The organism is Streptomyces similanensis (assembly GCF_039543625.1).
Classification (GTDB): domain Bacteria; phylum Actinomycetota; class Actinomycetes; order Streptomycetales; family Streptomycetaceae; genus Streptomyces; species Streptomyces similanensis.
The window spans coordinates 87,376-110,065 of sequence record NZ_BAABKC010000087.1; the positions used below are offsets into that span (position 1 = coordinate 87,376).

Consider the following 22,690-nt stretch of genomic DNA (forward strand, 5'->3'; position numbering starts at 1 on the left):
GCGGCTCACCCCCAAGACGCCCGTCCCGGCCCCACGTGCGGCTGCGCCTGCGTCTGTAGAGACGAAGGATCTCCTGGCAGGCGGCGTCTACACGTCGATGTCATACGCCGGCGTCACGAACGTGTGGGGCACGCCCGGCCGGGCGGACGGCTGGGACCTCGAGCGGGTCGTCATCGAGGGCTACGAGCGCAGCATCTGGACGTTCAAGAGCGTGGAGGCGATCGGCAAGCACACCGGGCTGCCCATCCAGATCGGTCGCGGCGGCGACGAGCGGCGGTTCAAGGAGACCCTCAAGGAGCATCCGCTCCTGCGCCTGCTGAACCAGAAGGCCAACCCGCACGAGACCGCCGACGTGTTCAAGAAGCGGCTCAGCGCCCAACTGCTGCTCAGCAAGAAGGGCGTGTTCATCGAGAAAACGTACAGCCGCGGCGGGACCCTCACCCGGCTCGACCTGATGCCGCCGGACCGCGTCCAGATCATCCCGGACCAGCGGAACGGCGACTACATCAGCCACTACGAGTTCACCAACTACGCCGGGCAGATCCGCGAACTCCAGCCCAAGCACGTCATCTGGCTGCGCGACCCGCACCCGACCGATCCGTTCTGCGGCGTCACCCCGCTGGAAGCGGCCGGACTGTCCGTCGACCTGGACGTCAAGGCCCGCACCTACAACATCAGCTTCATCGACAACGACGGCCGGCCCGGAGGACTCGTCGGCGTCGACCTGGAGGGCGTCGACCCGGCCGAGGTCAAGCGGATCCAGGACCGCCTGGCACCGGGCGCGCACAACGCCGGGCAGCTCACCCTCGTCGGGATGGGCCCCGGCGGGATCAGCTACGTCGACACCTCCGCCCGGCCGCGTGAGATGGCCTACGAGACGCTGTCCAGCACCGCGAAGAACGAGATCCTCTCCGCGTTCGGCATGTACGAGAGCATCATCGGCAACGCCTCCGAGCGGACGTTCAACAACGCCGACCGCGAGGAGTGGAACTTTTGGGACCACACCGAGCTGCCCCACCTCAACCTGATCGCGTCGGCGTTCGACGAGGACCTGGACGACGACTGGACCATCCGGTTCGACACCTCCGGCGTGCAGGCCCTTGAGTTCCCGAGGCGCCAGGCTCGCGAAGAAGCCCGCAAGGAGTTCGATGCGGGCCTGCTCACCATCGACGAGTACCGCGAGATCGCCGGGCGCCGCCCGTTCAACACCCCCCAGTCCCGCGCCCTGTGGATCTCCCCGCAGAAGGCGCCCATCCCGGCCAACGCCACGGACGCGGCCGCGCTCGGCCTCACGGACCCGTCCGGAGGAGGGGCCCCAGGAGCTGGCCAGAACCCGGCGCTGCCCGCCGCGACAGGAGGAAGCGCGGCCGCAGACGTCGCCGCCGCGCGCGGCCTGGAGGCGGCCCCGACCGCCGCCGCCGACGTCGCGGCCGCGCGCGGGCATCTGCCCGAGCTGCCCGCCGGGCCCGCGGCCACCGCCGCGGGCGACGTCACCGCCGCCCGAGCCGGCAGCACCCAGCCCGTCCCCGGAGAAGCGGCCGAGGACGTTGCAGCGGCGCGCGCCAGCGGCATGCCTCCCGCCGGTGGCGGGCCGGCCGCCGATGACGTGGAAGCAGCGCGCGGGCAGTTGGAGACGAAGTCGCTGCACGGCGATGGGTTCGAGGTCACCGACGCGGACTTCGACGCTCTCGCCGAGGCGGTGGAGGACGCCCTCACCACCCTTCTGGCACGCCAGGAAGGCGTCATCGTCGCCCGCCTGCACGCCCCGAAGATCCGCAAGCACACCCGGTTCTGGCAGCCGGAGAACGAGCACGACACCCGCGGCGGCACCGCCAACCTCGACGAGGACCGCGTCGTCAGCGCCTCCCGCTGGGCGGAGGAGACCACCAACACCCTCGCCCCGATCCTCCAGCAGGCAGCGACCGCCGCCGCCCGCAAGGTGGGCCAGGCCCTCACCGGCACGGACACCGTCCCCCCGGCCGTGCTGGCTGCCGCACTCGTCACCGCCATGTACGCCGGCGAGGCCATGACCGCGTTCCTCGGCGACCTCGCGGAAACCCTCCACGCCGCCCAGGACGCCCACCCCGATCTCGACCTCGACACCCTCGTGCACACCGTCGGCGGCTACTACAACGCCTCCGGCCCCGGCCTGGCCGCCCGGGTCGCCGAGTCGTGCGCCGTGTCGACCATCAACGGGGCTGTGGACGCCGCGGCGGAGAGCGCCGGGCCCGACGTCGTCCGCACGTGGATCACGCGCCAGGACGCCCGCGTGCGGCCCGCGCACAAGGCCCTTCAGGGCAAGACGCTACCGGTCGGCATCCCGTACGAAGTTGACGGATTCCAGCTCCGCTACCCCGGTGATCCGTTCGCCCCGATCGCCTTGACCCGTAACTGCCGATGCCGTCTGCACTACGCCACCGACCCCAAGGAGTGACCTGCCATGTGGGCAGCCATCTGGATCGCCTGGACCACCGTGTTCGCCGTCGCGGAGACCATCGCCCTGGCCAACAAGCGCGACGAGGACACCCTGTCGGAGAACGTCCGGCGCCTGTTCCGCACCCGCACCAGCAAGGCCGGCAGAGCCGTGTTCGCCGCGTCCTGGATCGGCTTCTCGGGCTGGTTCGCCCTGCACATCCTGACCGAGACGATGTGAACGGCCCCGAGGAGCTTGACGGGCGTCCCCGAGCGGCAAGCGGCGCCACCTGACCCCCACACTCTTCTGGTTCAGAATCCAGGGCGCGACACTAACCGCGCAGGTTATGCATGGTCCGCGGCATGCTGAATCGCCCCGCTGCCGCACATGCTGAGTCGCCGGACCTGAGTGACCTCGAGACCAAGGCCGCCCGCCGTGCGTGGAACCCTGCCCTGCACCCGCGCGACAGCAAGGGCCGTTTCATTGAGACCGGCGGCACAGTCCGCCTGTGGGGCGGCAAGCTCGCCCGCGTCGTCCGCGCGCTCCCCAACGACCGCATCCTCGTCCAGGACCAGACCGGCCCGGACGAGTTCAACGGCCGCAGGCACACCACCAGCGCCAAGTGGGTGTCGATGGTCGCCCGCCCCGACGGCAGCGCGCCCACCGCCGACGAGCGGAAGGTCGTCGACGAGGACGCGCGGCGAACCAAGGACCCGCGCCGCGGCAACGGCGTTGGACACGACGACGACGGCGACCCCACCACCCCCAACCAGCCGCACGGCGCCGACGACCAGGGCCAGCCCATCGGCGACGACGACGGTGACGGCCCCGACGACGAAGACGACCAGGACGAGCCGGACCACGGCCGGCATCCCGTCAACGTCCACGCACTCCCCAACAAGCGGCACGCGGCCGGCTCCCGCTTCAAGGACACCGCAGCCGTCCGACAGCACTTCACCCAGCTGGCCGACCGCCCCGGCCAGAAACCGGAGATGTCGACGTTCCTGCACTCCATCGCGGGCGACGACGACCTGCGCACCACCCGCAGCGGAAACCTGGCGATCCTCCGCGACGACGCCACCGGCCGCTGGTACCTGACCGCGACCGGCACCGGACAGCGCATGACCGGCGCCGGCGACTTCGCCAACCCGCAGGAAGCGGCCCGGTTCGCCACCCACCTGGAGAACACCGCCCGCACCGGAGGGCCGCAGGGCTTCCCGTTCGACTTCAGCAACCCCGACCTCGACCACGCCGCGCGTAGCTGGAAGACCGGCAACGGCGAGAACATCCAGGCCGCCATCACCCGCGCCCGCGCCGAGTTCGACGCCGCCCCCGCCCCCGCCAAGCGGGGCGCGGCTCGACGGCCGCGGCCTGCCGCTGGCACCCCTGGCACTCCCGCGGCGCCGGCCGCTCCCCCTACCCCGGCCGAGGCAGGCCATCCCTCTCCGGAACAGCACGGCAGCCACCAGCCCACCGACCACGAGCAGCAGCGCCTTGAGGAACTGCGATCGCGGCCGCCGGTCGCGGACTTGACGGACGAGCAGCTCCGCGCCGAGTACGACGAACTGGTGGGCGGCGACTTCCGCAACGCCAGTCCGCTGACACAAGGCCCGTTCGAGAGCCGACTGGAGGACGTCAAGCGCGAGCGCCGGGACCGCGACAAGCGGGCCCTCACCAACCGGGGTGAACCTTCCTCCCTCACCACCGAGCAGCTGCGCCAGGAGCAGGCCGAGCTTGCCCGCACCCGCACCTCGTACGAGACGGACGACGTCGCCGAGGTCCGCAAGCAGCGCGCGGCCGCGGTCGACGCCGAAGTCCACCGCCGTGACAGCGAGGGAAGCAGCCGGCCCGACGAGCCGGGGTCGGTCACCCTGTCGCCCGACGACGTGTCCCAGCAGCTCGACGCGGTGCGGCCGGAGGGATCAAAGGCCCCTTCATCCATGAGCGACGGGGAGATCCGCGACGAGATCGTGGACCTGATGGAGCGGGAGATGGCCAACGGCGGGGAGCTGCCGGGCGTCGACCGCACGCGCCTTCAGGTCCTCGAAGCGGAGGAGGCGCGCCGCGCTGGCCGTGCGCCGAAGCGTGAGGAGAAGCCGAAGCCGCCGGCTGAGGAACCCGGCGGGCTGTTCGACGTCGAACCGGACCAGCAGCAGCGGTTCGTGGCCGACCCGGACAACCCCGACGACCAGGCCGACGATCCCTTCGGCACGCCGGACATGTTCGCCGACGCCGAAGGCCGCGACACCAGCAGGCTGCGCGCGCCGCTGGCCCGCAGGCCCGCCGACTTCCAGGTCGGGGACCGGTTCGTCGGCGCCGACGGGCGTACGCACACCGTGAAGGAGCCGCCGCTGCGAACCTCCCGCGGCCGCGTCCGTGTCGTTGACGAGGACGGCCAGGAGCATCTCCTCGCGCCGGACAAGGAGCTGCGTGTCCTGCACCCGGACGAGGACGCACCCGAGGTACCGGAGGCGAACGCACCGGACGCGGACGCGCCGGAGGCCGAGGCGCCGTCCGCGGACACCCCGGACAGCGGGACGCCGACGGTCGACGCCCCGGAGGCCGGTGCCCCGACGCCGGACACCGCAGACGTCCCGGACGCCAACGCAACGCCGGAGGCCGGGCCGGACAACGCCACGGCGCCCGACGCGCCGATCCGGACCACATCGCCGGCGGATATGACCGACGACGACATCGAGGCCGAGCTGGAAGAACTGCTCGCGTGGCAGCGCCGGCACGTCTCGTCCACGGGGGAAGGCCCGCGTGTCCAGGGGAGCGCGATGCTTGCGCTTTCTCCTGTCGCCAACCGTCGAGGTGACCTCCACGAGGAGCAGCGCAAGCGCTCGCTCGCCCGCAGGGACAGGGAGAAGCGGGAGACGGAGAAGCAGGAGCGGGCCGCGGCACTCGGGCGCGCTGAGATCGGCAAGCGGAACGATGACGGCTCGTACCCGGTGACGGTTGACGGCAGCGAGGCCGGTTCCGTCCGCCAGCTCGCCCGCAAGTGGGAGTACACCAACGAGAACGGCGACACCTCCTCCGACTTCTACGGCAGCCGCGCCGAGGCCGTGGTCGCTCTCGTCCGCAACCGCGACGTCCGTCAGAAGAACGACGCCCAGCACGCTCAGCAGGACCAGGCACGCAGGCAGACCCCCGACGGCTGGACCTTGGGCGACCGGGCCGACGTCGCCGAGAACGACATCATCCGCATCCCCCGTATGGGCCGTGACCGGGACGGCCGGCCGTACCCCGAGAGCTGGGGCGGTCCACGCCGTGTGACCAGTGTGGAGCACCAGGACGACGGCACGACGATCGTCCGCTTCAGCAACCCCGACGGCTCGTACGCAGGGGGTGGTCCCCTGTTCCTGCGGGGGCCCGATGACACGTTCGCGTGGGCCCACGACCGCACCCGCCCGGAGCCGACGCCCGCGTGGCGACACGAACTCCGTCCCCGGATGGCCGACATCGGCGATGACATTGCCAGCCTGCGGAACCACGCCGACGGACTCGACGACCAGGACCAGGAGCGAATGCGGCGCCTGGGCGAGCTGATCCGGCGCGTCGGGGATGGCGACACCGAGGATTTGCAGGCAGACCTTCGCACGATCCGCGACGAGGCCGCGTGGCTCGAGGAGCGGTACAGCAACGAGGACCTGCCGTACGAGACGCGCAGGTACAAGTCGTGGGCGGTGGCCGCGCACAGGAAGGCGCAGCGGGCGCTGGACCATCCCGACTTCCAGCACGGCAGCACCGGTGACGGCCCGGACAACGCGCCGGACGGAGAGGCCCCGAACGGTGATGGCCGCGCCACCCGTGCGCGGGACCTGTTCGGCGAGGGCATGAACGCTGTGGGTGGCGACTCCCTTCCGGAGATGCAAGAGCTGCACGACCGTCTGGACCGCGCCGACTCGGCCGACGACCGGGACGCGGAACTCCGCGACGTCGCCGACCGCATGGACGCGCTCGCCGACATGTACGAACTCGCCGGCCCGCAGGGCGAGCACGCTGCCGACCGGTTCCGACGAGCGGCACGCATCGCCCGCGGCGACCAGGACGACGACCACGGCAACGACCGCGACGACCGGCACGACACCGAGGAAGGCGGCGACCACACACCCCGGGGAGGTCAGGACGACGACGGCAGCACCCGGGACGGAACGCAGAGCGATGACAGCCCGGAAGGCCAGGGCGACGCCCCGGACGACGAGTCAACGGACAGCGCTCCGGACCGGCAGCAGGACGACAGGCAGGACGACGACCAGCCGGACCGCAGCCAGGACGACGAGGAGAGCCGCCGACAGCGCCACAATGGCGACCCCGACGGTGGGGCCCCCGACCCCGACGGTGGGCCCGACGGCGCAGGCACGCCCGACACCCCGGACGACAGCAGCAACGACTCCGACCGCGACGGCAGCCACCCCGACGACGAGCAGGACGCCCCGAACCCCGACGAGGCCGACGCACCCGACGAGACCAGCGAGGAAGACGACGACGAGGAGAAGCGGCGCAGGCGCAGGCGCCGCCGTCGCAACCGCGGAGGCGGCCCCGGCGGAGGCGGCCCGGGCGGCCCCGGAGGCCCTGGCCTGCCCCACCTGAACCTTCCCCACCTCAACACCCCGGCCGGAGGCAGCGGCGACGGCGACGGCCGCGGCCGCCACGGCAGGGGCCACCAGCCCACGGACGGCCACCACGCCCAGACCCGGCACGCCGACGTCGACTCCCTGCGCAACGCGTGGCGGCGCGGCGAAGGACTCACCCCGGCCGAGGACACCCCCGAGCGGCGCACCCACCTCGCCGAGCTGGCCGACCGCGAAGGCCTCGCACTGTCTCCCGACGGTGGCCTGGCGCTGTATCCGGAGCAGCAGGCCGACGGCAGCACCGTGTGGCGGTTCGCGCAGGCCCGCAACGGCTCGAACCTGCCCGGCCTCGCCCTCACCACCGACGACCCGGAGCAGGCGCGCACCCTCGCCGGCCGGTTCGAGGAGATCACCGACGGCAACGGCGACGCCTTCGACTGGCACCAGCCGTGGGGCCCGGCCGCCATCGCCGCCTGGCGCGACGGGGAAGGCCGCAGCCTTCCGCAGGCGCTCCACGCCGTCCAGCACGACTACGAGCAGGAACGCGCCGGGGCCTACACCCTGCCCGACGACCTGACCACGCTGGCCGACCACGCCCTCGAGAACGCCTTCCGGCAGGGCCTTGGCCCGGAGGACACGTTCCGGCTCATGGCGGAGATGGACCGCCGCGACGGATACACCGACCAGCGGATCCGCGCCGCCGTGCCGGACACGCCGCCGGCGGACGCTGACGAGGCGGAGCGCCGCGGCCGCGCCATGGACGAGGCTCTCGGCTTCGGCGACACGGACGTCACCCAGCCCGCCCCGGCCACCCCGGGGCGCCTGCGCCGCGAGTACGACGCCCTCGACGAGGAGCGCTTCCAGGACGCGATGCGGGCCACCGGCGGGCGCATGCTCAGCGCCGAGGCCGAAACCGAGGGCGTTGACGCCCGCGCCGTGTTCTCCGGCCGCAAGTACAGCAACAAGCGTGCGGCCGAGTTGGCCTCACCCGAGCTGAAGCGGTGGTTGTTCGGCGACGACGAGCACGACGGCAACGGCCGGATGACCTACGACCAGTACCGGCAGCGGGAAGCCGACCGGGTGCTGCGCTCCGAGTTCGCCGACTTCGACGAGGCGCGTCTGCGTGCCGCGATCGACGCCACGAACGGCTACTTCATCCGCCGCGAGCACCGGCACAGCGGCCTCGATGAGCATGAAGTGTTCTCCGGTGGCAGCCTCTCGGCCCGGGACCGGTGGCGGCAGTACGCCAGCGAGGAACTCCAGGAGTGGCTGGACGACAACGGCGGCCGCGTCACGTTCGCCCAGTACAAGCAGCAGCGCCGCGACAACGACCGCAGGGACCGGGAGGAGTGGGAGGCGGAGCAGCGCCGACAGGCTCCCGCACCCGACGCCGAGCCCGATGCCCAGTCCGACGCCGAGCCCCAGAACGGTGACGCCCCCGACGAGAGAAGCGGCCAGGAGCCGGAGGGGGGCGCGGGCACGCGCCCGACGCCGGAACCTGCACCGGCCCCCGCGCCTGCGGACACCCAGCCCTCCGACGGCGGCCGCCTGCTCATCTCCGGCCCGGACACAGCAGGCGATCGGCCGTACAACGTGCTGCTCCCCGGCACTTCGGCGCCTCTGTTCCGGACCGGGTTCTCCGACCCCGAGCGGGCCCGTGAGGTCGCCCGCGTCCTGGAAGGGATCACGGACGCCGACGGCAACCCCTTCCCGTGGGACGCGCCCGACGCCGTAGAGCGGGCCCGGACCTGGCGCAGCGCTGACGGCAACACCCTCTTCGGTGAGGCCGCCGAGCGGCTGAACGGCGTCGGCAACCTCTACGAGCCGTGGAACAGCGACCGGGGGCGGGCCCTGAGCAGCCGGCAGTGGCACCAGCAGGAAGCCGACTGGCACACGCGGGAGAACCAGGCCGGCTACACCGTCCGGGCCGACCCGGCAGACCTCCGCCCCGGCGACGAGATCAGCTACCCCATGGCTACCTCCCGCGGGCAGAACACCAACGCTCGCGACCACCACGTCGGCACCGTGCACGCCACCGTGACCGGTGAGGGCCGGCCGTTCCACTACCCCTCGCAGTTCTCCGACCTGGGCAACCCGCAGATCTACCGGTACCGGGCCGAAGGCTCGTGGACCAACCAGTACGGCGAGCGCACCGATCTCAACGAGGCGTTCCCGAACCTGGGCGTCGTCCGCCGCCGCCCGCGCCCGGGCGAGGCTTCTACGCCCGCCGAGGAGCCACAGCGCGAGCCCGACCCGGAGCCGATCAACGGACAGCCTGCGAGCTGGGCCCGCGTGGCGGACCTGACGCCCGGTGACATGGTCCGCATGGAGGGCACCACCCGGCGGGGCCGCCCCAACCAGCGGGTCGGGTACGTCTCCAACGCGCCTGTCCGGGTGGAGGTCACCCGCAGGGGCCGCACCGAGCACATGTGGCGGACCTGGGTCACGCAGAACCCGGACGGCACCGGCGCGGCCGGCAACGTCTTCACGTCGATCAACGCCAACGCCGCCCGCGCCACCGCCCCGGACGACGCCGCGCCCGGCGGCCCCGTCAGCGGCGCCCAGGCCGCACTGCGCTCCGGAGACCTGCCCGACTCGATCCCCACGGACCCCCACAGCCGCGGCCTGTTCCCGGGCAGCACCGTCACCGGCGCCAACGACCGGCACGGCACCGTGAGGGGCGCGACCACCAACACCGTGTCCGTGCACTGGTCCGACGGCACCAACGAGCCGGCCGTGTCCCCGACGACGCTCACCGTCACCGACAGCCAGCGCCCCGACGGGTGGACTCCCGCCGGCCAACGGGTCACGCCGCACCACGTGGTCAGCGACAGCGAGGGCACCCTCCTCGGGCCCGTCGATGAGGTCGACGGCGACAACGTCACCATCAACACCCCGCAGGGCAGCGTCACCCGCAGCGCGGGAGACCTCCGCGTCACGGGCACAGTCCGCGACGACATCACCGACACCGACCCGGTGACCGGCATCGACACCCCCACGGCCGCGGACCTGAAGGAGGACGACGTCGTGGTCCTGGACCTCGACGGCCACCTCGCCACCGTCGCCATCACCAGCCCGCCCCGCCAGGACGGAGACCGCGTCACTCTCGACTACGCCGACACCACCACCGGCGAGGTAGGCGAGATCGACGTCGACGCCCGCGCGGTCCTCCCCCGCGCACAGGGCCCGGACGGTCACGCCCCGGACCTCGGCCCGGACAACGCCCCGCCTCCGGACGACGAGCTGATCGTGCACGAGCCCCCGCACCGCATCGACCCGGTCACCGGCCCGACCGTCGACCCGGACCTCGACCCGAGCGACCGGGACGTCATCGGCGACCACGCCAGCGGCTCGGACGACGATCCGGACGCCCAGCAGGCCGCGGCCCGTATCACCGCGGACCTGCCCGTCACCCCAGAGCAGGCGCAGGCCCTGGCCGCGCAACTGCGCGCGTCCGCTGACCCGTCGACACGGGAGGGACGCGCAGCGCTGCGCGCCGCCGACCACCTCGACCGGGCGGGTGGCCGGACTCCGCCGGCGGGCCTCGACCGGCCCCGACCGTCGAACGCCGGACAGGTCAGCGACGGCGATCTGATCGCCATGCCGGACGACCGCCGCGGCGGCCAGGTGCGGGTCTTCCGCGTCATCGACGCCGAGGACGGCCCGGGCGGCGTGCGGAGCTTCCTCCTCGAGGACGAGGATCAGCAGTGGCGGCGCCGAATCGTCCACGGGGCCATGCCCGTGTGGCAGCTCCCCGAGGCGGAACCGGATCCGGTCACCCCGCCTGACATCGACGACACCGACGCCCCAGACGCTCCGAGCACGCCGGACACCCCGTCGGCTCCCGGCACCCCAGGCACCCCCGGCCAGCCACGGGCCCGCCTCCACCCCGGAGTGCTGCGCGTCGGCGACGTCATCGACGCGCCCACCTCCCGGACCGGCTACCAGCTCAACGGCCACCGCCGCCTGACGATCATCAGCGAGCCGCGGCGCAACGGCTGGTGGATGCAACTCACTGGCGTGGACGACGACGGCAACGTGCATGACTTCGGCCTGCACTCCGGGCGTCCCGTCGACGTCTACGACCGGAACCGGCCCACCCCGGCCCTACCGCCGGTGAGCGGCCCCCGCGACCCCAACCCTGCCCCGCAGTCCGGCGCCGACCGGATCGTCAGCGACCATCCGCGGGCAGTTGCCTCCCGTATCATCGACGAGGCCATAGCCGGCACGCAGGGGCCCGGCGGCATCCACGCCCTGCGTGAGGGCGTCGCCGCGCGGCTCACGCCCGAAGCGCTCCGGGATGCCCGCAGGCAGGCCCGCCGGGACGCCAACGCCTCCTTGGACGCCGCCGGCCTCACGGACGAAGACCGTGCCGCCGTGCAGCAGCGCCTCAAGCGGGCACGGCAGGACGCCCACGCTGCGACGGTGCGGGCCGCGCTGCGCACCGTCAACGACCTCGAGCCCCTCCCCGGCGAGAGCGACGAGGACCTGGCGGCGCGGGCCCGGGACCTGCTCCGCCTCATACCCGACCAGATCAGCAACCCGCCGGGAGGCCGCCCGAACGGCCCGAACGGCCCGGACGCGGGCGGAGACCCAGACGTTGCGGGCACCGTCGCCGGGCATGTCGGCGGCGCGGTGAACGCGCTCATCAACCAGTTGCAGGCCGCGGGTGTGGACCCGGGCGACGCCGACCAGCTCGCCCGGACCCTCCTCCGACAGCTCGACGGGTCCCGGCAGACCACGGCCCGCCGGATCGCGCGGCGAGTCGCGGCCGCGTCGCCGGCCGCCGGACGACAGCCGGGCCTCCTGGCCCGGATCGTCGCCCTCCTCCTCCGCATGGGCAAGCGCCTGGTCGAGCTGGTCAAGGCCGGCGGGCAGAAGATCGCCGAGAAGTACCGGGCCGCCCGTGACCGGATGAGGCGCCTGCGGGCGTTCCTGGGCCGCCTGGCCCGGCGGGTGAGGAACTGGCCGGAATCTCGCCGCCTGGCCCGGCTGCACCGCGCGGTGAACCTGCCCACCACCGACGGGGAGACTCTGGCCGCGCGGATCTCCCACTGGGCCGGCCTCATGCCGGAACCCGGGCGGTTCGGCCAGTCCCAGCAGCGGGTCAGCTTCTGGCGGCCCACCAGCTGGGGGCGGCTCGCCGCCGGCCGACTCCCGGGCCGAAGCGACCGCATCCGCTGGTCCCCGGACCGGGCGGCCGACGGCGGCCCCGGCCTGACCGCGCTGCGGCACATGGCAGCGCTGCGGGCGGCCGGCAGCGACGTCGACCAGGACGTGACCCGCCGTCTGTCCGCCGCGCTCGGCGACGACTTCGGGCACGACCCGCACGCCGCACTGCAACACGCCGACGACTACGTGGCCGCCAGCGAGCGGCGTCTGGTCAACCTCCAGGCGGCGCGCGCCAGCGCGACCATCCCGGACGACCAGGATCTCGACATCGAGATCACGGCGGCCCGCGCCGAGCTGGCGTCGGCCCGCCGGGAGTACGCGGACATGCGGGCCCAGTACGCCGCAGCGGTGCCCGGCGCCGTCGCGGCGGCCCTGGCCGACGTCCGAGACATGGGCCCCGAGGGCAGCACGAGCCTGGTCTTCGGCCCGGGCAGCGACCCGGACGCCGAGCGGGCCGTACGGGGCGTGCAGCGACTCATCCCCCGGTCGTGGCTCAATACGCCGCAGGCGCGCCGCGTGACGGTCGTGGACGGCGACGCGGGCAGCTACGACGCGGACGGACAGCGGATCACCGTCGCTGACCTCGCCGACGACGGACTCGGCACCGCTGGGCACGCCTTGGCGCAGCACCTGGCGCAGCACCTGGGCGACCTGGACGTCGCACAGCGGGCGTACTGGTTCACCCGGACCCACACCGGCCGGCCGGGTGCACGCCGGATGCGGCCGAACGTCATGTCCCGTCTCCTGCGCAGGCAGCAGACACAACCGGACACCGGTGACAGCTTTGCCCGGTCCGTTCAGGCGATGTTCAACGGCGACTGGTATCTCGACGACGACCTGCGGGCGTTCCTCCTGGGCCTGCTCGCCACCCGATAGGAGGCAGTAGTGATCACCGTGACCGGCGCGTTCGACGACGGCTCGGCCTACACCGTGCAGATCACCGGGCGGGCCGACCGCCCGGTGATCGGGTCGTACAGAGCCGCGGCCCTGGTGGAGCTCCACCAGGGCGAGCCCATCGCGCTCTCCCCGACCGGGCCCAGGCGGACCGTGTCCGGGGAGGACGAAGCGGCGGTGCTCGCGGTGCTGCGCGAATTCACCACCGTCATCGAGGAGAGCGGGAGCGTACCGAGGCAGGCGGCCTTGCCAGGGGGGTGATCCCGGGCACTTCCACAATTGTGGAAGCGCCGTCTTGGCCAGTGATGAGGCGGCGGGCGGCGACACAAGCCGCTCCGGCGGCTCATCCTCCGCCCGTGACCAGATACGGATTTGCCATCAAGGCTCTCCCCAAGGGCGGTAAGCCGTTTGGGGCCGACGAAGACGACGAGACCGACGAGGCGGCGGGCGGACCGCCCGGGGAAGCCGTGACCGCAGCGGCCGGCGACCAGCCCCTCACGGAGCCCGGCGGCCTGCCCGAGGACCCGGCCCCGACCGCCGAGCCTGCGGCCGATCCCGCCGTGGAGGACCCGGCCGCGGACACCCCGCCCGACGGCGACGGAACGGGCGAGGAACCCGACCCGGCCGCACAGCCCCCCGTTGACGACGCCCGGCCCTGGTCCGGCGACATGTACGACGAGGGCGACGAGACCGATCCCGAGGCCGCCTACTGCGCGTACGCCGGCAGCGACGGCGAACAGGCTTGGCTTGACCGGGACCCGGACGGCACACTGACCGGGTGGGTGCGCGACGCCACCGGACAGGTCTGGCGCTACACCGACCCGGACGCCTGGGCGACGGACGTGGACGGCGCGCAGATGACCCGCACGCACGGCCCCGAAGGCGACGACAGCATGACCGACCCGGCGGCCCCGGGAACCCCGTCCCCGCCCGTCGACCGCGGCGTGCAGGACCCCATGTTCGCGACCCAGTAAGGAGAGCCGACCGTGCAACTCGACCGCCAGACCTTCCAGGACCGGCTCAACGAGGGCAAGGCCGCATACGGGGCCGGTGACCCTTCCGACGCCTGCCCGTACGACAGGTACGGCAACGCCGAGGACCAGTTCGGCTACCGCTACTGGAACCGCGGCTGGTCCATGGCCCGCTCCGAAGCAGAGGCGGCGCAGGCCCGGCAGCCCGCAGGAGCCAGCGCAGGACAGTAGGCACACGCGAACGGCACGGTGCCCGGCGGCCCACTGTCCACCGCCGCCGGAGGTTCCCCGCCGTGCCGACCGCTGCTCCACCCACCAGACCGACCCGCCCCATCACCACCCAGCGAGGCACCAGCCGGGCAATCTACGCCGTCACCGGCGTGGTCGACGACGTCAACGACCTCATCGTGCCCGGCGCCTTCACCCGCACCCTGGCCACCCGCACCGTCAAGACCGTGTGGCACCACGGGTGGAAAGACCCCGTCGGCGTCGTCTGGGAGGTCGAGGAATGGATGCCGGGCGACGCCCGGTTCAAGTCCGTCCCCGACTGGCCCGCCGAGGCCGGCGCGCTCGTCGCCACGGTGATCTACAACCTGCGCACCCGCCAGGGCCGCGACGCCTACGAGCAGGTCAAGCAGTGGCACGAGCACGGGCAAGCCGCGTTCTCCATCGGCTACCGCGTGCCTGAAGAGGGCAAGTCGATCCGCGGCGACGGCGTCCGCATCATCCACGACCTGGACCTGTTCGAGGTGAGCCCCGTCCTGCACGGCGCGCACCCGATGACGCGCAGTCTCGAGGTCAAGTCCGCCACCGCGGCCGCCGACGACGGGCTGGAGCACAAGTCGACGCCCTCACACGTCGAGATCGACGTCGCCGCGCAGGGCAAGGGCGAGGACGCCATCAAGGTCGCGGGCCTGGTGGTGAAGGCGAGCGACACCAACCGGGTCCTGCTCATCCAGCGCGCTCTGGACGACGACGACCCGGCCGCCGGGACGTGGGAGTTCCCCGGCGGCCACCTGGAGGACGGCGAAGACCCCCTCACCGCCGCTCTGCGCGAGTGGGCGGAGGAGACCGGCTCGACGCTCCCCGGCACGACGAGCGTGGTCGGGCAGTGGACGGCACCGAACGGCATCTACCGCGGCTACGTCGCGCTCATCCCCACTGAGGACTCCCTGCCGATCAACGTGCCGCACGCCGAGCGCCGCGTGGCCAACCCTGACGACCCCGACGGCAAGGCGACGGAGGTCACCGCCTGGTGGCCAATCAGCGCCCTCCCCGAGATGCCGCTGCTGCGGCCCGCCTGCCGCAACACCCCGTGGGATCTCCTGGCCGGCGCCGCCCGTCCACAGGCCCCGAAGCCCACGCCCCAGGCCGAAGAGTTCGCCGAAGGAGTCATGGCCCGCTACCGGGCCCTCGGAGGAGGCGAGGAGAAGTCCGCGCGCGCCGCCGTACGGGCAGCGCGCGCGGCGCCCCCCGTCGAGCACAAGTCCGCCCGGGCCATGGTCCTGGAGGCGAAAGCCGCCGGGGGCGCCGACCAGAACCGCGGCGACGCCGAACAGCTCCGCCACTGGTACGTCCGCGGTGAAGGCGCGGCACAGATCGGATGGGGCACTCCCGGAGACTTCGACCGGTGCGTGTCCATCGCCGGCCGCCACATGAGCCCCGACCACGCCAAGGGCTACTGCAACCTGCGCCACAAGGACGCGCTGGGGATCTACCCCGCCACCCACGCCGCCGAAAGCAAGTCCGCCCGCCACATGGTCCGCGAGGCGAAAGCCCTCCTCACCGACGCCCCAGGAGATGACTCCATGTCCCCGATCCAGCCCCTGCCCGCCTCGTTCGAGCAGATCCGCGACCGTCTCTCCCAGGCAGTCCGCGCGCTGCTCGCCGCCGAAGAGGACTCCTGGGCGTGCATCCAGGGCACCTACCCGGACCACGTCATCGTCTCGGTGCACGCCGGGGAGGGTGAGGAGCACTACCTGGTGCCCTACACCCTCACCGGCGATGACGTGTCCCTGGGACAGGCGAAGAGGGTGGAGCTGGCCACCGTCGTCGTCGCCGGCGACGACGGTCCCCGCGAAGCGGACGGCGAGGAGGAAGCCGACGCCCGCGTCGTCCAGCCGACCGTCGACGCCCTCAGCGACGCCACCGCCCGCATCAGCACGAGCACCGCCGGGCCGGAGCAGCTCGGCGGCGTGCGGGACAAGGTGCGCGCGCTGATCACGGCCCTGTCCGCGAAGGGACTCGACGTCGCCACCGACGAGGACAACCCCGGGCGCCCGGCGGCCGGCGGCACGGCCGGACTGGACCTGTGGGAAGACGACGACTTCGCCGCAGACGACGAGGGCGGGGACGAGCCGGACACCGCCGACGGCGACGAGGACGACACCGACCCGACCCCGGACGAGGAGGACCAGGTGCGCCTGCCCGTCGACGAGGTGAAGTCCCTCCTGGCCAGCCTCGCCCAAGCGAGCTGAGTTGCCGCCCCCGCCCCTCGGACCATCCACCCCACTCCCTCACCGGTAGCAGCAAAACCGCAGGTCAAACCCCGCACGCTGTCCGCTCTTGACCGTCTGAGCGGGCAGCGCGCGACGTTAACCCCTCTCCCCCTCTTCTATTCCGCCTCGCGTTGAGGCGTCCCGGTGCTGGCCGGGCGAGCGACGCACGTCAACCGCACCCAGCACCAGGGAGAGCAGCAGAAATGCCCGCCACCGCACGTATCAAGGAACTCCAGCGCCAGCTCCAGGAGAAGTCCGCCGAGGCCGAGCGGATCAGCCAGACGTTCAAGGTCGAGGACGGCGGACAGTTCGTCGTCTCCAGCGACCAGGCGAAGGAGTTCCGCAAGGTCTCCGGCCAGGCGCAGGAGATCAAGGCCCTCATCGACGCCGAGCAGGGCATGGCGGAGATCAAGCAGTACCTGGACGCCCCCGAGAGGCCGCCGGCCACCGCCGCCCACTACGGGCAGCGCCCTCCCGGCGTCGAGGAGAAGTCCCTCGGCGACCTGTTCGTCGAGTCCTCCTCCTACAAGAACGCCACCGAGGCCGGCTTCCGCGACAAGCCGTACATCCGCGCCGACATCGAGGGCAAGAGCATCTTCTCCCTCTCGGCCGGCACCGTGACCCACCAGGTCCTCGGCTCCGCGCAGAACCTCGGCATCGCCGAGCGCCCGTTCCGCAAGTTCCACGTGCGGGACCTCTTCCCGAAGTCCACGACCAAGAACGCCGTCCTGTACGGCGCGCGCGAGACCGGGTGGACGAACAACGCCCGCCAGGTCAAGGAGCGGTACGCCGCCGACGGCGTCTCGCCTGCGACCGGCGCGGACAGCGACACCTGGGGCCGCGCCCCGCGGTCCAAGCTGTCCCTGACGCCGGTGATGTACCCGGTCGGCGAGGTCGCCCACCTGCTCGACGCGCACAAGAACATCCTGTCGGACGAGCCGCGGCTGAAGACGTTCATCAACACGCGCATGGTGGAGGGCGTCAAGTACGCGGAGGACTGGGACCTCCTGCACAGCGTCGGCGATGGCCAGGCCATCACCGGCATCTACAACACCCCCGGCGTCCAGCAGTACACCGGCCGCGCTGCCGACCAGTACAGCGTCCAGATTCGGCGCAGCATCACCATGGCCCTGCTCGCCGAGTACGACCCCACCGGCATCGTCCTGTCCCCGACGATGTGGGAGCACGTCGAGGTCGAGGAGGACAAGAACGGCGCCTTCCGCGTCGCCATCGCCGTCGCCATCGGCGCCGAGAAGAAGGTGTGGCGCCTCAACGTCGTGGAGACGACGGCCATGGCAGATACCGACTTTTTGATCGGTGCGTTCGGTCTCGGCGCGCAGCTCCACGACCGCGAGAACGTGTCCGTGACCGTCTCCTCCGAGAACGGCACGAACTACGAGCAGGGGCTGATCACGTTCCGCGCTGACGAGCGCCTGGCCCTCGAGATCCCCCGCCCCGAAAGTTTCGTGATCGGCAAGTGGACCGAGCCGACCCTCTGAGCCGAGCCGGAGTGAGGGGGTGTATCCGGCTGCGGGTGCACCCCCTTGCCCGCACAGCACATCACGATGACGGATGACGGAGGACGCGGGTGATTGAGAAGCAACCCCTGGGCCTTGTGCACGAGCTTCAGGCGCTGGCCGACGCGCCGGCAGTGATCCGGGGCCCCCAGTGCAGCGTCGGCGCCCTCCTGGACGCCGTCGGCCCCAACGACGCGGACGCCCTTCGCGGGGCCCTGGACAACGATCGCGTGACCGCGCGGGCCATCGCCGACGTCCTCAGTCGGCACGGTGACCCGATCACCGCCTACACCGTTGCCCGGCACCGGCGGCGCGGCGACTCCAACGGCTGCCGGTGTCCGCGATGACGCTCACCGACGATTTGCGGCAGCTGCTCGAGCCCGCCTCGCCCGGCCAGAGCCGCGCCCCTCAGGTGATGCGGCCGCAGCCGGCCGCGCCGCGCGGCTGGGAGAGCGGCATCCGCTACGAGCCGGGCGGCACGATGGTGGTCACCGCGCCGCCCGCCGAGAACCCGCCGACCGGAGAGGACGACTGGCGCGCACGCGTCGAGGAGATGGGCCTCACGATCCCGGACGGGTTCCGTGTCCGCCTGGTGGAGGCCAAGCACGATCCGGCCGCCTGGCACCGCGACGCCCAAGGCGAGGACGCCGTCACCCGCGCCGTGTGGCGCTGCCGGTACGTCATCGAGCCGGCCGCCCCCGTGTGGATGTCCTCCGGCGACGTCGACGCCCTCGTGCGGGATGCGATGCGGCGCCGCCGCAAGCCGCGCCCGGCCGTCGACACCGCCGACCGCGCCCTGGTCGTCGTCTACGCCGACGCGCAGGCGGGCAAGGTCGGCCGGGACGGGGGCACTCCCGAACTCCTCGGCCGGGTCGCGGACCGCTTCGACCGGCTCGACGACCACATTCGCGACCTCAAGGCGGTGGGCCGCGCCCCGACCGCCGCCTACTGGGCCGACGCCGGAGACTGCGTCGAGGGATTCGAGAACACCACACAGCAGGCCTTCACCAACGATCTGACCCTCACCGAGATGATCCGCGTCCACCGCAGGATCAGCTTCGAGGGCCTTGACCGGCTCGCCGGCAGGTTCGGCCGCGTCGTCGCCGCGACCTGCGGCAGCAACCACGGTCGTGTGCGCCGCGGGAAGGACGCTGTCGGACCGCCCGTGGACGACTGGGGCATCGAGGTCATGTCTCAGATCGCCGATGCCTACGCCCTCAACCAGGACGCCTACGGGCACGTGTCGTTCGTGATGCCCGAGCGATGGCGGGACACCGTGAGCCTGGACGTCGCCGGGCACATCATCGGCCTGTCCCACGGCCACCAGTTCCCACGCCCCGACAAGGCGGGCGACTGGTGGCGGGGGCAGACGTTCGGGCGCCAGCCGGTGGCCGACGCCAGCATCCTCATCACCGGCCACTACCACCACTTCCGCGCCCAGCAGATGGGCAACGGCCGCCTGTGGATTCAGGCCCCCACGCTCGACAACGGGTCCGACTGGTACACCGTGCGATCCGGCGAGGTCTCCACGGCCGGCCTCCTCGTCTTCAGCGTCGGCCCGGACGGCTGGGACGACCTGCGCATCCTGTGAGGCGGCTCCAGACCGGGCCAAAGCCGCGCTTGCACAATTGTGCAAGCGCGCTCCCGGGCAGGGCGCGACCGTAACCGTGCCCGTCCCGCATCCTTCCGCGGCCACCACACGCAGAACCGGAAGGACACCCCACCCCATGGGCCTCTACAGGGCAAACGGCACGCGCATCATGAAGTCAGCGTTCCCCTCGGCCGCCGTCCCCGACGCACCGATGCGGATCACCGAGGACGTCTACGAAACGAAGGCGTACGGGCCCGGCGACGGCCGCCCGGAAGGCTCCCGGCGCCACCTGCTCTACCAGGCCGGGACCGTCGTCCCCCAGTCGGAGATCGACCGCCTCTTCGCCCCGGCGGCCACCATCGCCAGCGTCAGCCCGGCGACCGGCACGGCCGCCGGCGGAACCCTCGTCACCATCAAGGGCACCAGGCTCGACGGCGTCTCCGCCGTCAACTTCGGCGCCAAGCCCGGCACCGAACTGACGGTCGTGTCGGCAACCGAACTGCGCGTCAAGACCCCCTCCGGCACGGCCGGAGCCGTCGACGTCGTCGCGGCTGCCGACAGCGGCAACGTCACCAAGACGGGCGGCTTCACCTACTCCTGACCTGCCCGACGGGGCGGCCCCGCGCACCCGCGTGCGGGCCGCCCCGCGGCGACTTCCGCGCGCGCAGCAGGACGCGACACAAACGCCGGTCGGTGTGCAGGGTGCGCGCTGACCGGACAACCACCCCGACAGGGAGCCACCCATGGCAGGCACCACCCGCCCCCGTAAGACCGCCGCCACGAAGGCCGCGGCCGACGAGACCACCGCCACGGACACCGCCCCGGCGGACGTGGCCGCCACCGAGGAGGGGGCGCCTGCGACGGCGGCCCCCCTCGAACCGGCCGCCGCGGCCGCGGACAGCTCCCCGAAGGCGCCCGAGGCGGCCCCCCTGGAACCGCCGGCCGTCGACGCGCCCCCGCCGCCGCCGGCAGAGCCCGTCTTCGCCCTGCCGACCGAGGTCATCCCCGACGAGGCGAACCTCTCCGAGGTCATCGTCGACGACGCCACCGGCCAGCCCCCGGCCGACGTCGACGCCGTGTTCGTCCCGCTCACCGAGTACGGCTCCGTCCTCGTGTGCACCGTGCGCCTGGTCGAGAAGACGTTCCTCGGACCACACCAGAACCCCATCCACCGACTCCTTCAGCCCGCCGGCGCCCACGTCTCCGAAGGCATCGCCGCCCGGATCAGGGAGCGCCTGGAGGCGCAGGCCGCCCGGGCCGCCGGCCAGTCCGCCGCGGAGTAGAAGGGGCACCCGGCATGTCGGCCTACGACTACCAACCGCTGTACGGCGGGGCGCACTACGACCCTGAACCGGCCGGCGGCCACGTCACCAGCCTGTCCTTGTACGACGGCCCCGACCGCACCACCACCGTGGCCGCAGCGGGGCCCGCCACCCGGCTCCGCGCTGGGGCGTACCGGTTCGCGCTGCCCGACGTGCCGCCCGGCCGCTACTGGGCCACCGTCACCTTCACCCCGAGCGAGGGAGCCCAACCCGTCAAGGACGAGTCCGTACGCCTGGACCTCCCCCTCGGACTCGGCCTGGTCACCTCCCCCGAAGCCGTCGCCAAGGAACTCGGCGTGCCGCTCCCGCTCACCGTGGAGCAGCGCGACGATCTGCTGACCGCCATCCGCAAGGCGCAGGCGGACGTCGTCGGCTACCTCGGCCGGCCCGTCGTCCCCCAGCTCCTCGCTCGTACCGCCCTCACCCCCTACGTGCGGCGCGGCGACAGCCTGGAGGACGTCGAGGCGTGGCCGCTCGAGGACGTCGACGACCTGGTCTGCGTCGCCGCCTACCGGGACCGGGGAGACGGCACCTACGACGTCGACTTCCTGGTAGGGCTCGACGGGGCCGTGAACGACCCGATCGTGCGGTACGTGACCACCCACGCCGCAGAGTCCGAGCGGCAGCGCCCCGGCGGAGTGGGCTCCCAGGGCCGCCGGGTGACCTCCGTCAGCGCGGAAGGGCAGTCGATCTCCTACGAGGCGGCGCCGACCCCCGGCCAGGCCGGCGCGCTGCCCACTCTCGACAGCCTGTCCCGGCACAAGCGCCGCCTGTTCCAGCCGCTGAACGGGCCAGCCCGCCCGCCGTGGCCGTACTCGTCGGCCCGGTCGGTCCGCGGCCGCTGGTGAAAGGGAGCCGCTGACCATGGCCGTCGTGCTGCCGAACGCTCTGCTGACCGTGTACGTCCTCGCCCACCCGTGGGTGCGGGACGCCAACGGGGTGCCCGTCCCGCCGAACCCGGCCGCGCGGCCCGCCCCGCGCGGTGCGTGGCCCGGGTCGGTTCTCCAGCAGGCCGACGGCTCATGGTCGGTGCGCCTGGACCCGCAGGCATGGCCGGTGAAGGAGGGTGACACCGTCAGCGACGACACCGGCCGCTCGTGGACCCTGACGAGCACCCGCAATCACCAGGTGCCCGGCTGCCCGGACGTCGACTACGTCGAGGCGGCCGCCACCCTCAACCCGCCCGAGGTGCTGTGATGGCGGGCCCCAAGTTCACGCCCGCGCAGGGACTGGAGCAGGCCCTGGCCCGCATGATCGCCCCGCACGTGCAGCGCATCGCGCGGCAGGTCGAGATCGAGGCGAAGCGGCTGGCGCCCCCGACGAAGCGGTGGGTCACCGTCGGCGACGACCGGGTGCGCCCCACCCACGTCGCCGCGCAGGGGCAGGTCGTCCCCGGCAACCTGCGGTTCTCCATCAACTCCATGGCCTGGGACCGTCGGCACCGCGGCCTGGGCCCGCAGACGTACATGCTCGAACCGAAGGACGAGTCGTCGCGGGCCGTCGCGAACCTCAAGAACTGCCGCTGCACCACGCACAACGACCCGGACGGCATCGCCCGGAACATCAACGCCGGGCCCCCCGTCATCACCGGGAAGAAGGTCACCGTCACCGTCTCGGCCACCGGCCCCATGGTCGTCGAGGCGGAAGTCGGCACCGTCTACCCGGGCAACCTCGTCGCCGACGGCGCGCACTTCATGGCCCGCGCGGCCGCCCTGGTCGCCGCCCGCCGCTGACCACG

Annotated in this window: 15 protein-coding genes; all 15 read left to right on the forward strand. The window is 72.7% G+C overall.

The window, feature by feature from the left end; translation table 11 throughout:
- Positions 1-97: 97 nt before the first annotated feature.
- Complete coding sequence (locus ABEB07_RS28070) at positions 98-2,434, forward strand: phage portal protein (protein WP_345670900.1); 2,337 nt, start codon at positions 98-100, stop codon at positions 2,432-2,434.
- Between the two features lie 6 nt (positions 2,435-2,440).
- The gene (locus ABEB07_RS28075) at positions 2,441-2,653 is read left to right on the forward strand and encodes a hypothetical protein (RefSeq protein WP_345670901.1); all 213 of its coding nucleotides are present in this window, start codon (positions 2,441-2,443) and stop codon (positions 2,651-2,653) included.
- Positions 2,654-2,775: 122 nt separating this feature from the next.
- Positions 2,776-13,035, forward strand: coding sequence for a hypothetical protein (locus ABEB07_RS28080; protein WP_345670902.1), 10,260 nt, complete (start codon positions 2,776-2,778; stop codon positions 13,033-13,035).
- 9 nt (positions 13,036-13,044) lie between these two features.
- Positions 13,045-13,314 carry a hypothetical protein gene (locus tag ABEB07_RS28085; RefSeq protein ID WP_345670903.1) on the forward strand — a complete coding sequence of 90 codons (270 nt, stop codon included), beginning with the start codon at positions 13,045-13,047 and terminating at the stop codon, positions 13,312-13,314.
- A 95-nt stretch (positions 13,315-13,409) separates the two neighbouring features.
- Positions 13,410-14,027, forward strand: coding sequence for a hypothetical protein (locus ABEB07_RS28090; protein ID WP_345670904.1), 618 nt, complete (start codon positions 13,410-13,412; stop codon positions 14,025-14,027).
- A gap of 12 nt (positions 14,028-14,039) precedes the next feature.
- Positions 14,040-14,255: a hypothetical protein gene (locus ABEB07_RS28095; RefSeq protein ID WP_345670905.1), complete on the forward strand. Its 216-nt coding sequence runs from the start codon at positions 14,040-14,042 to the stop codon at positions 14,253-14,255.
- A gap of 62 nt (positions 14,256-14,317) precedes the next feature.
- Positions 14,318-16,501 (forward strand): NUDIX domain-containing protein, encoded by a 2,184-nt coding sequence (locus ABEB07_RS28100; RefSeq protein WP_345670906.1) that lies wholly within the window; start codon positions 14,318-14,320, stop codon positions 16,499-16,501.
- Between the two features lie 224 nt (positions 16,502-16,725).
- Complete coding sequence (locus tag ABEB07_RS28105) at positions 16,726-18,021, forward strand: phage major capsid protein (RefSeq protein ID WP_345670907.1); 1,296 nt, start codon at positions 16,726-16,728, stop codon at positions 18,019-18,021.
- An 89-nt stretch (positions 18,022-18,110) separates the two neighbouring features.
- Positions 18,111-18,386 carry a hypothetical protein gene (locus tag ABEB07_RS28110; RefSeq protein ID WP_345670908.1) on the forward strand — a complete coding sequence of 92 codons (276 nt, stop codon included), beginning with the start codon at positions 18,111-18,113 and terminating at the stop codon, positions 18,384-18,386.
- On the forward strand, positions 18,383-19,630 hold the full coding sequence (locus tag ABEB07_RS28115) for a metallophosphoesterase family protein (protein ID WP_345670909.1): 1,248 nt from the start codon (positions 18,383-18,385) through the stop codon (positions 19,628-19,630). Before ABEB07_RS28110 ends, ABEB07_RS28115 begins: the two co-directional genes overlap by 4 nt.
- Positions 19,631-19,799: 169 nt before the next feature.
- The gene (locus tag ABEB07_RS28120) at positions 19,800-20,231 is read left to right on the forward strand and encodes an IPT/TIG domain-containing protein (protein ID WP_345670910.1); all 432 of its coding nucleotides are present in this window, start codon (positions 19,800-19,802) and stop codon (positions 20,229-20,231) included.
- A gap of 142 nt (positions 20,232-20,373) precedes the next feature.
- The gene (locus tag ABEB07_RS28125; protein ID WP_345670911.1) at positions 20,374-20,913 is read left to right on the forward strand and encodes a hypothetical protein; all 540 of its coding nucleotides are present in this window, start codon (positions 20,374-20,376) and stop codon (positions 20,911-20,913) included.
- Positions 20,914-20,927: 14 nt separating this feature from the next.
- A complete protein-coding gene (locus ABEB07_RS28130) occupies positions 20,928-21,800 on the forward strand; it encodes a hypothetical protein (protein ID WP_345670912.1) in 873 nt (290 codons plus the stop codon).
- Between the two features lie 16 nt (positions 21,801-21,816).
- Positions 21,817-22,149: a hypothetical protein gene (locus ABEB07_RS28135; RefSeq protein ID WP_345670913.1), complete on the forward strand. Its 333-nt coding sequence runs from the start codon at positions 21,817-21,819 to the stop codon at positions 22,147-22,149.
- Entirely contained in the window at positions 22,149-22,685 is a 537-nt protein-coding gene (locus ABEB07_RS28140; protein ID WP_345670914.1) for a hypothetical protein, read from the forward strand. The genes ABEB07_RS28135 and ABEB07_RS28140 overlap by 1 nt, the downstream gene beginning before the upstream one ends.
- The last annotated feature ends 5 nt before the right edge of the window (positions 22,686-22,690 follow it).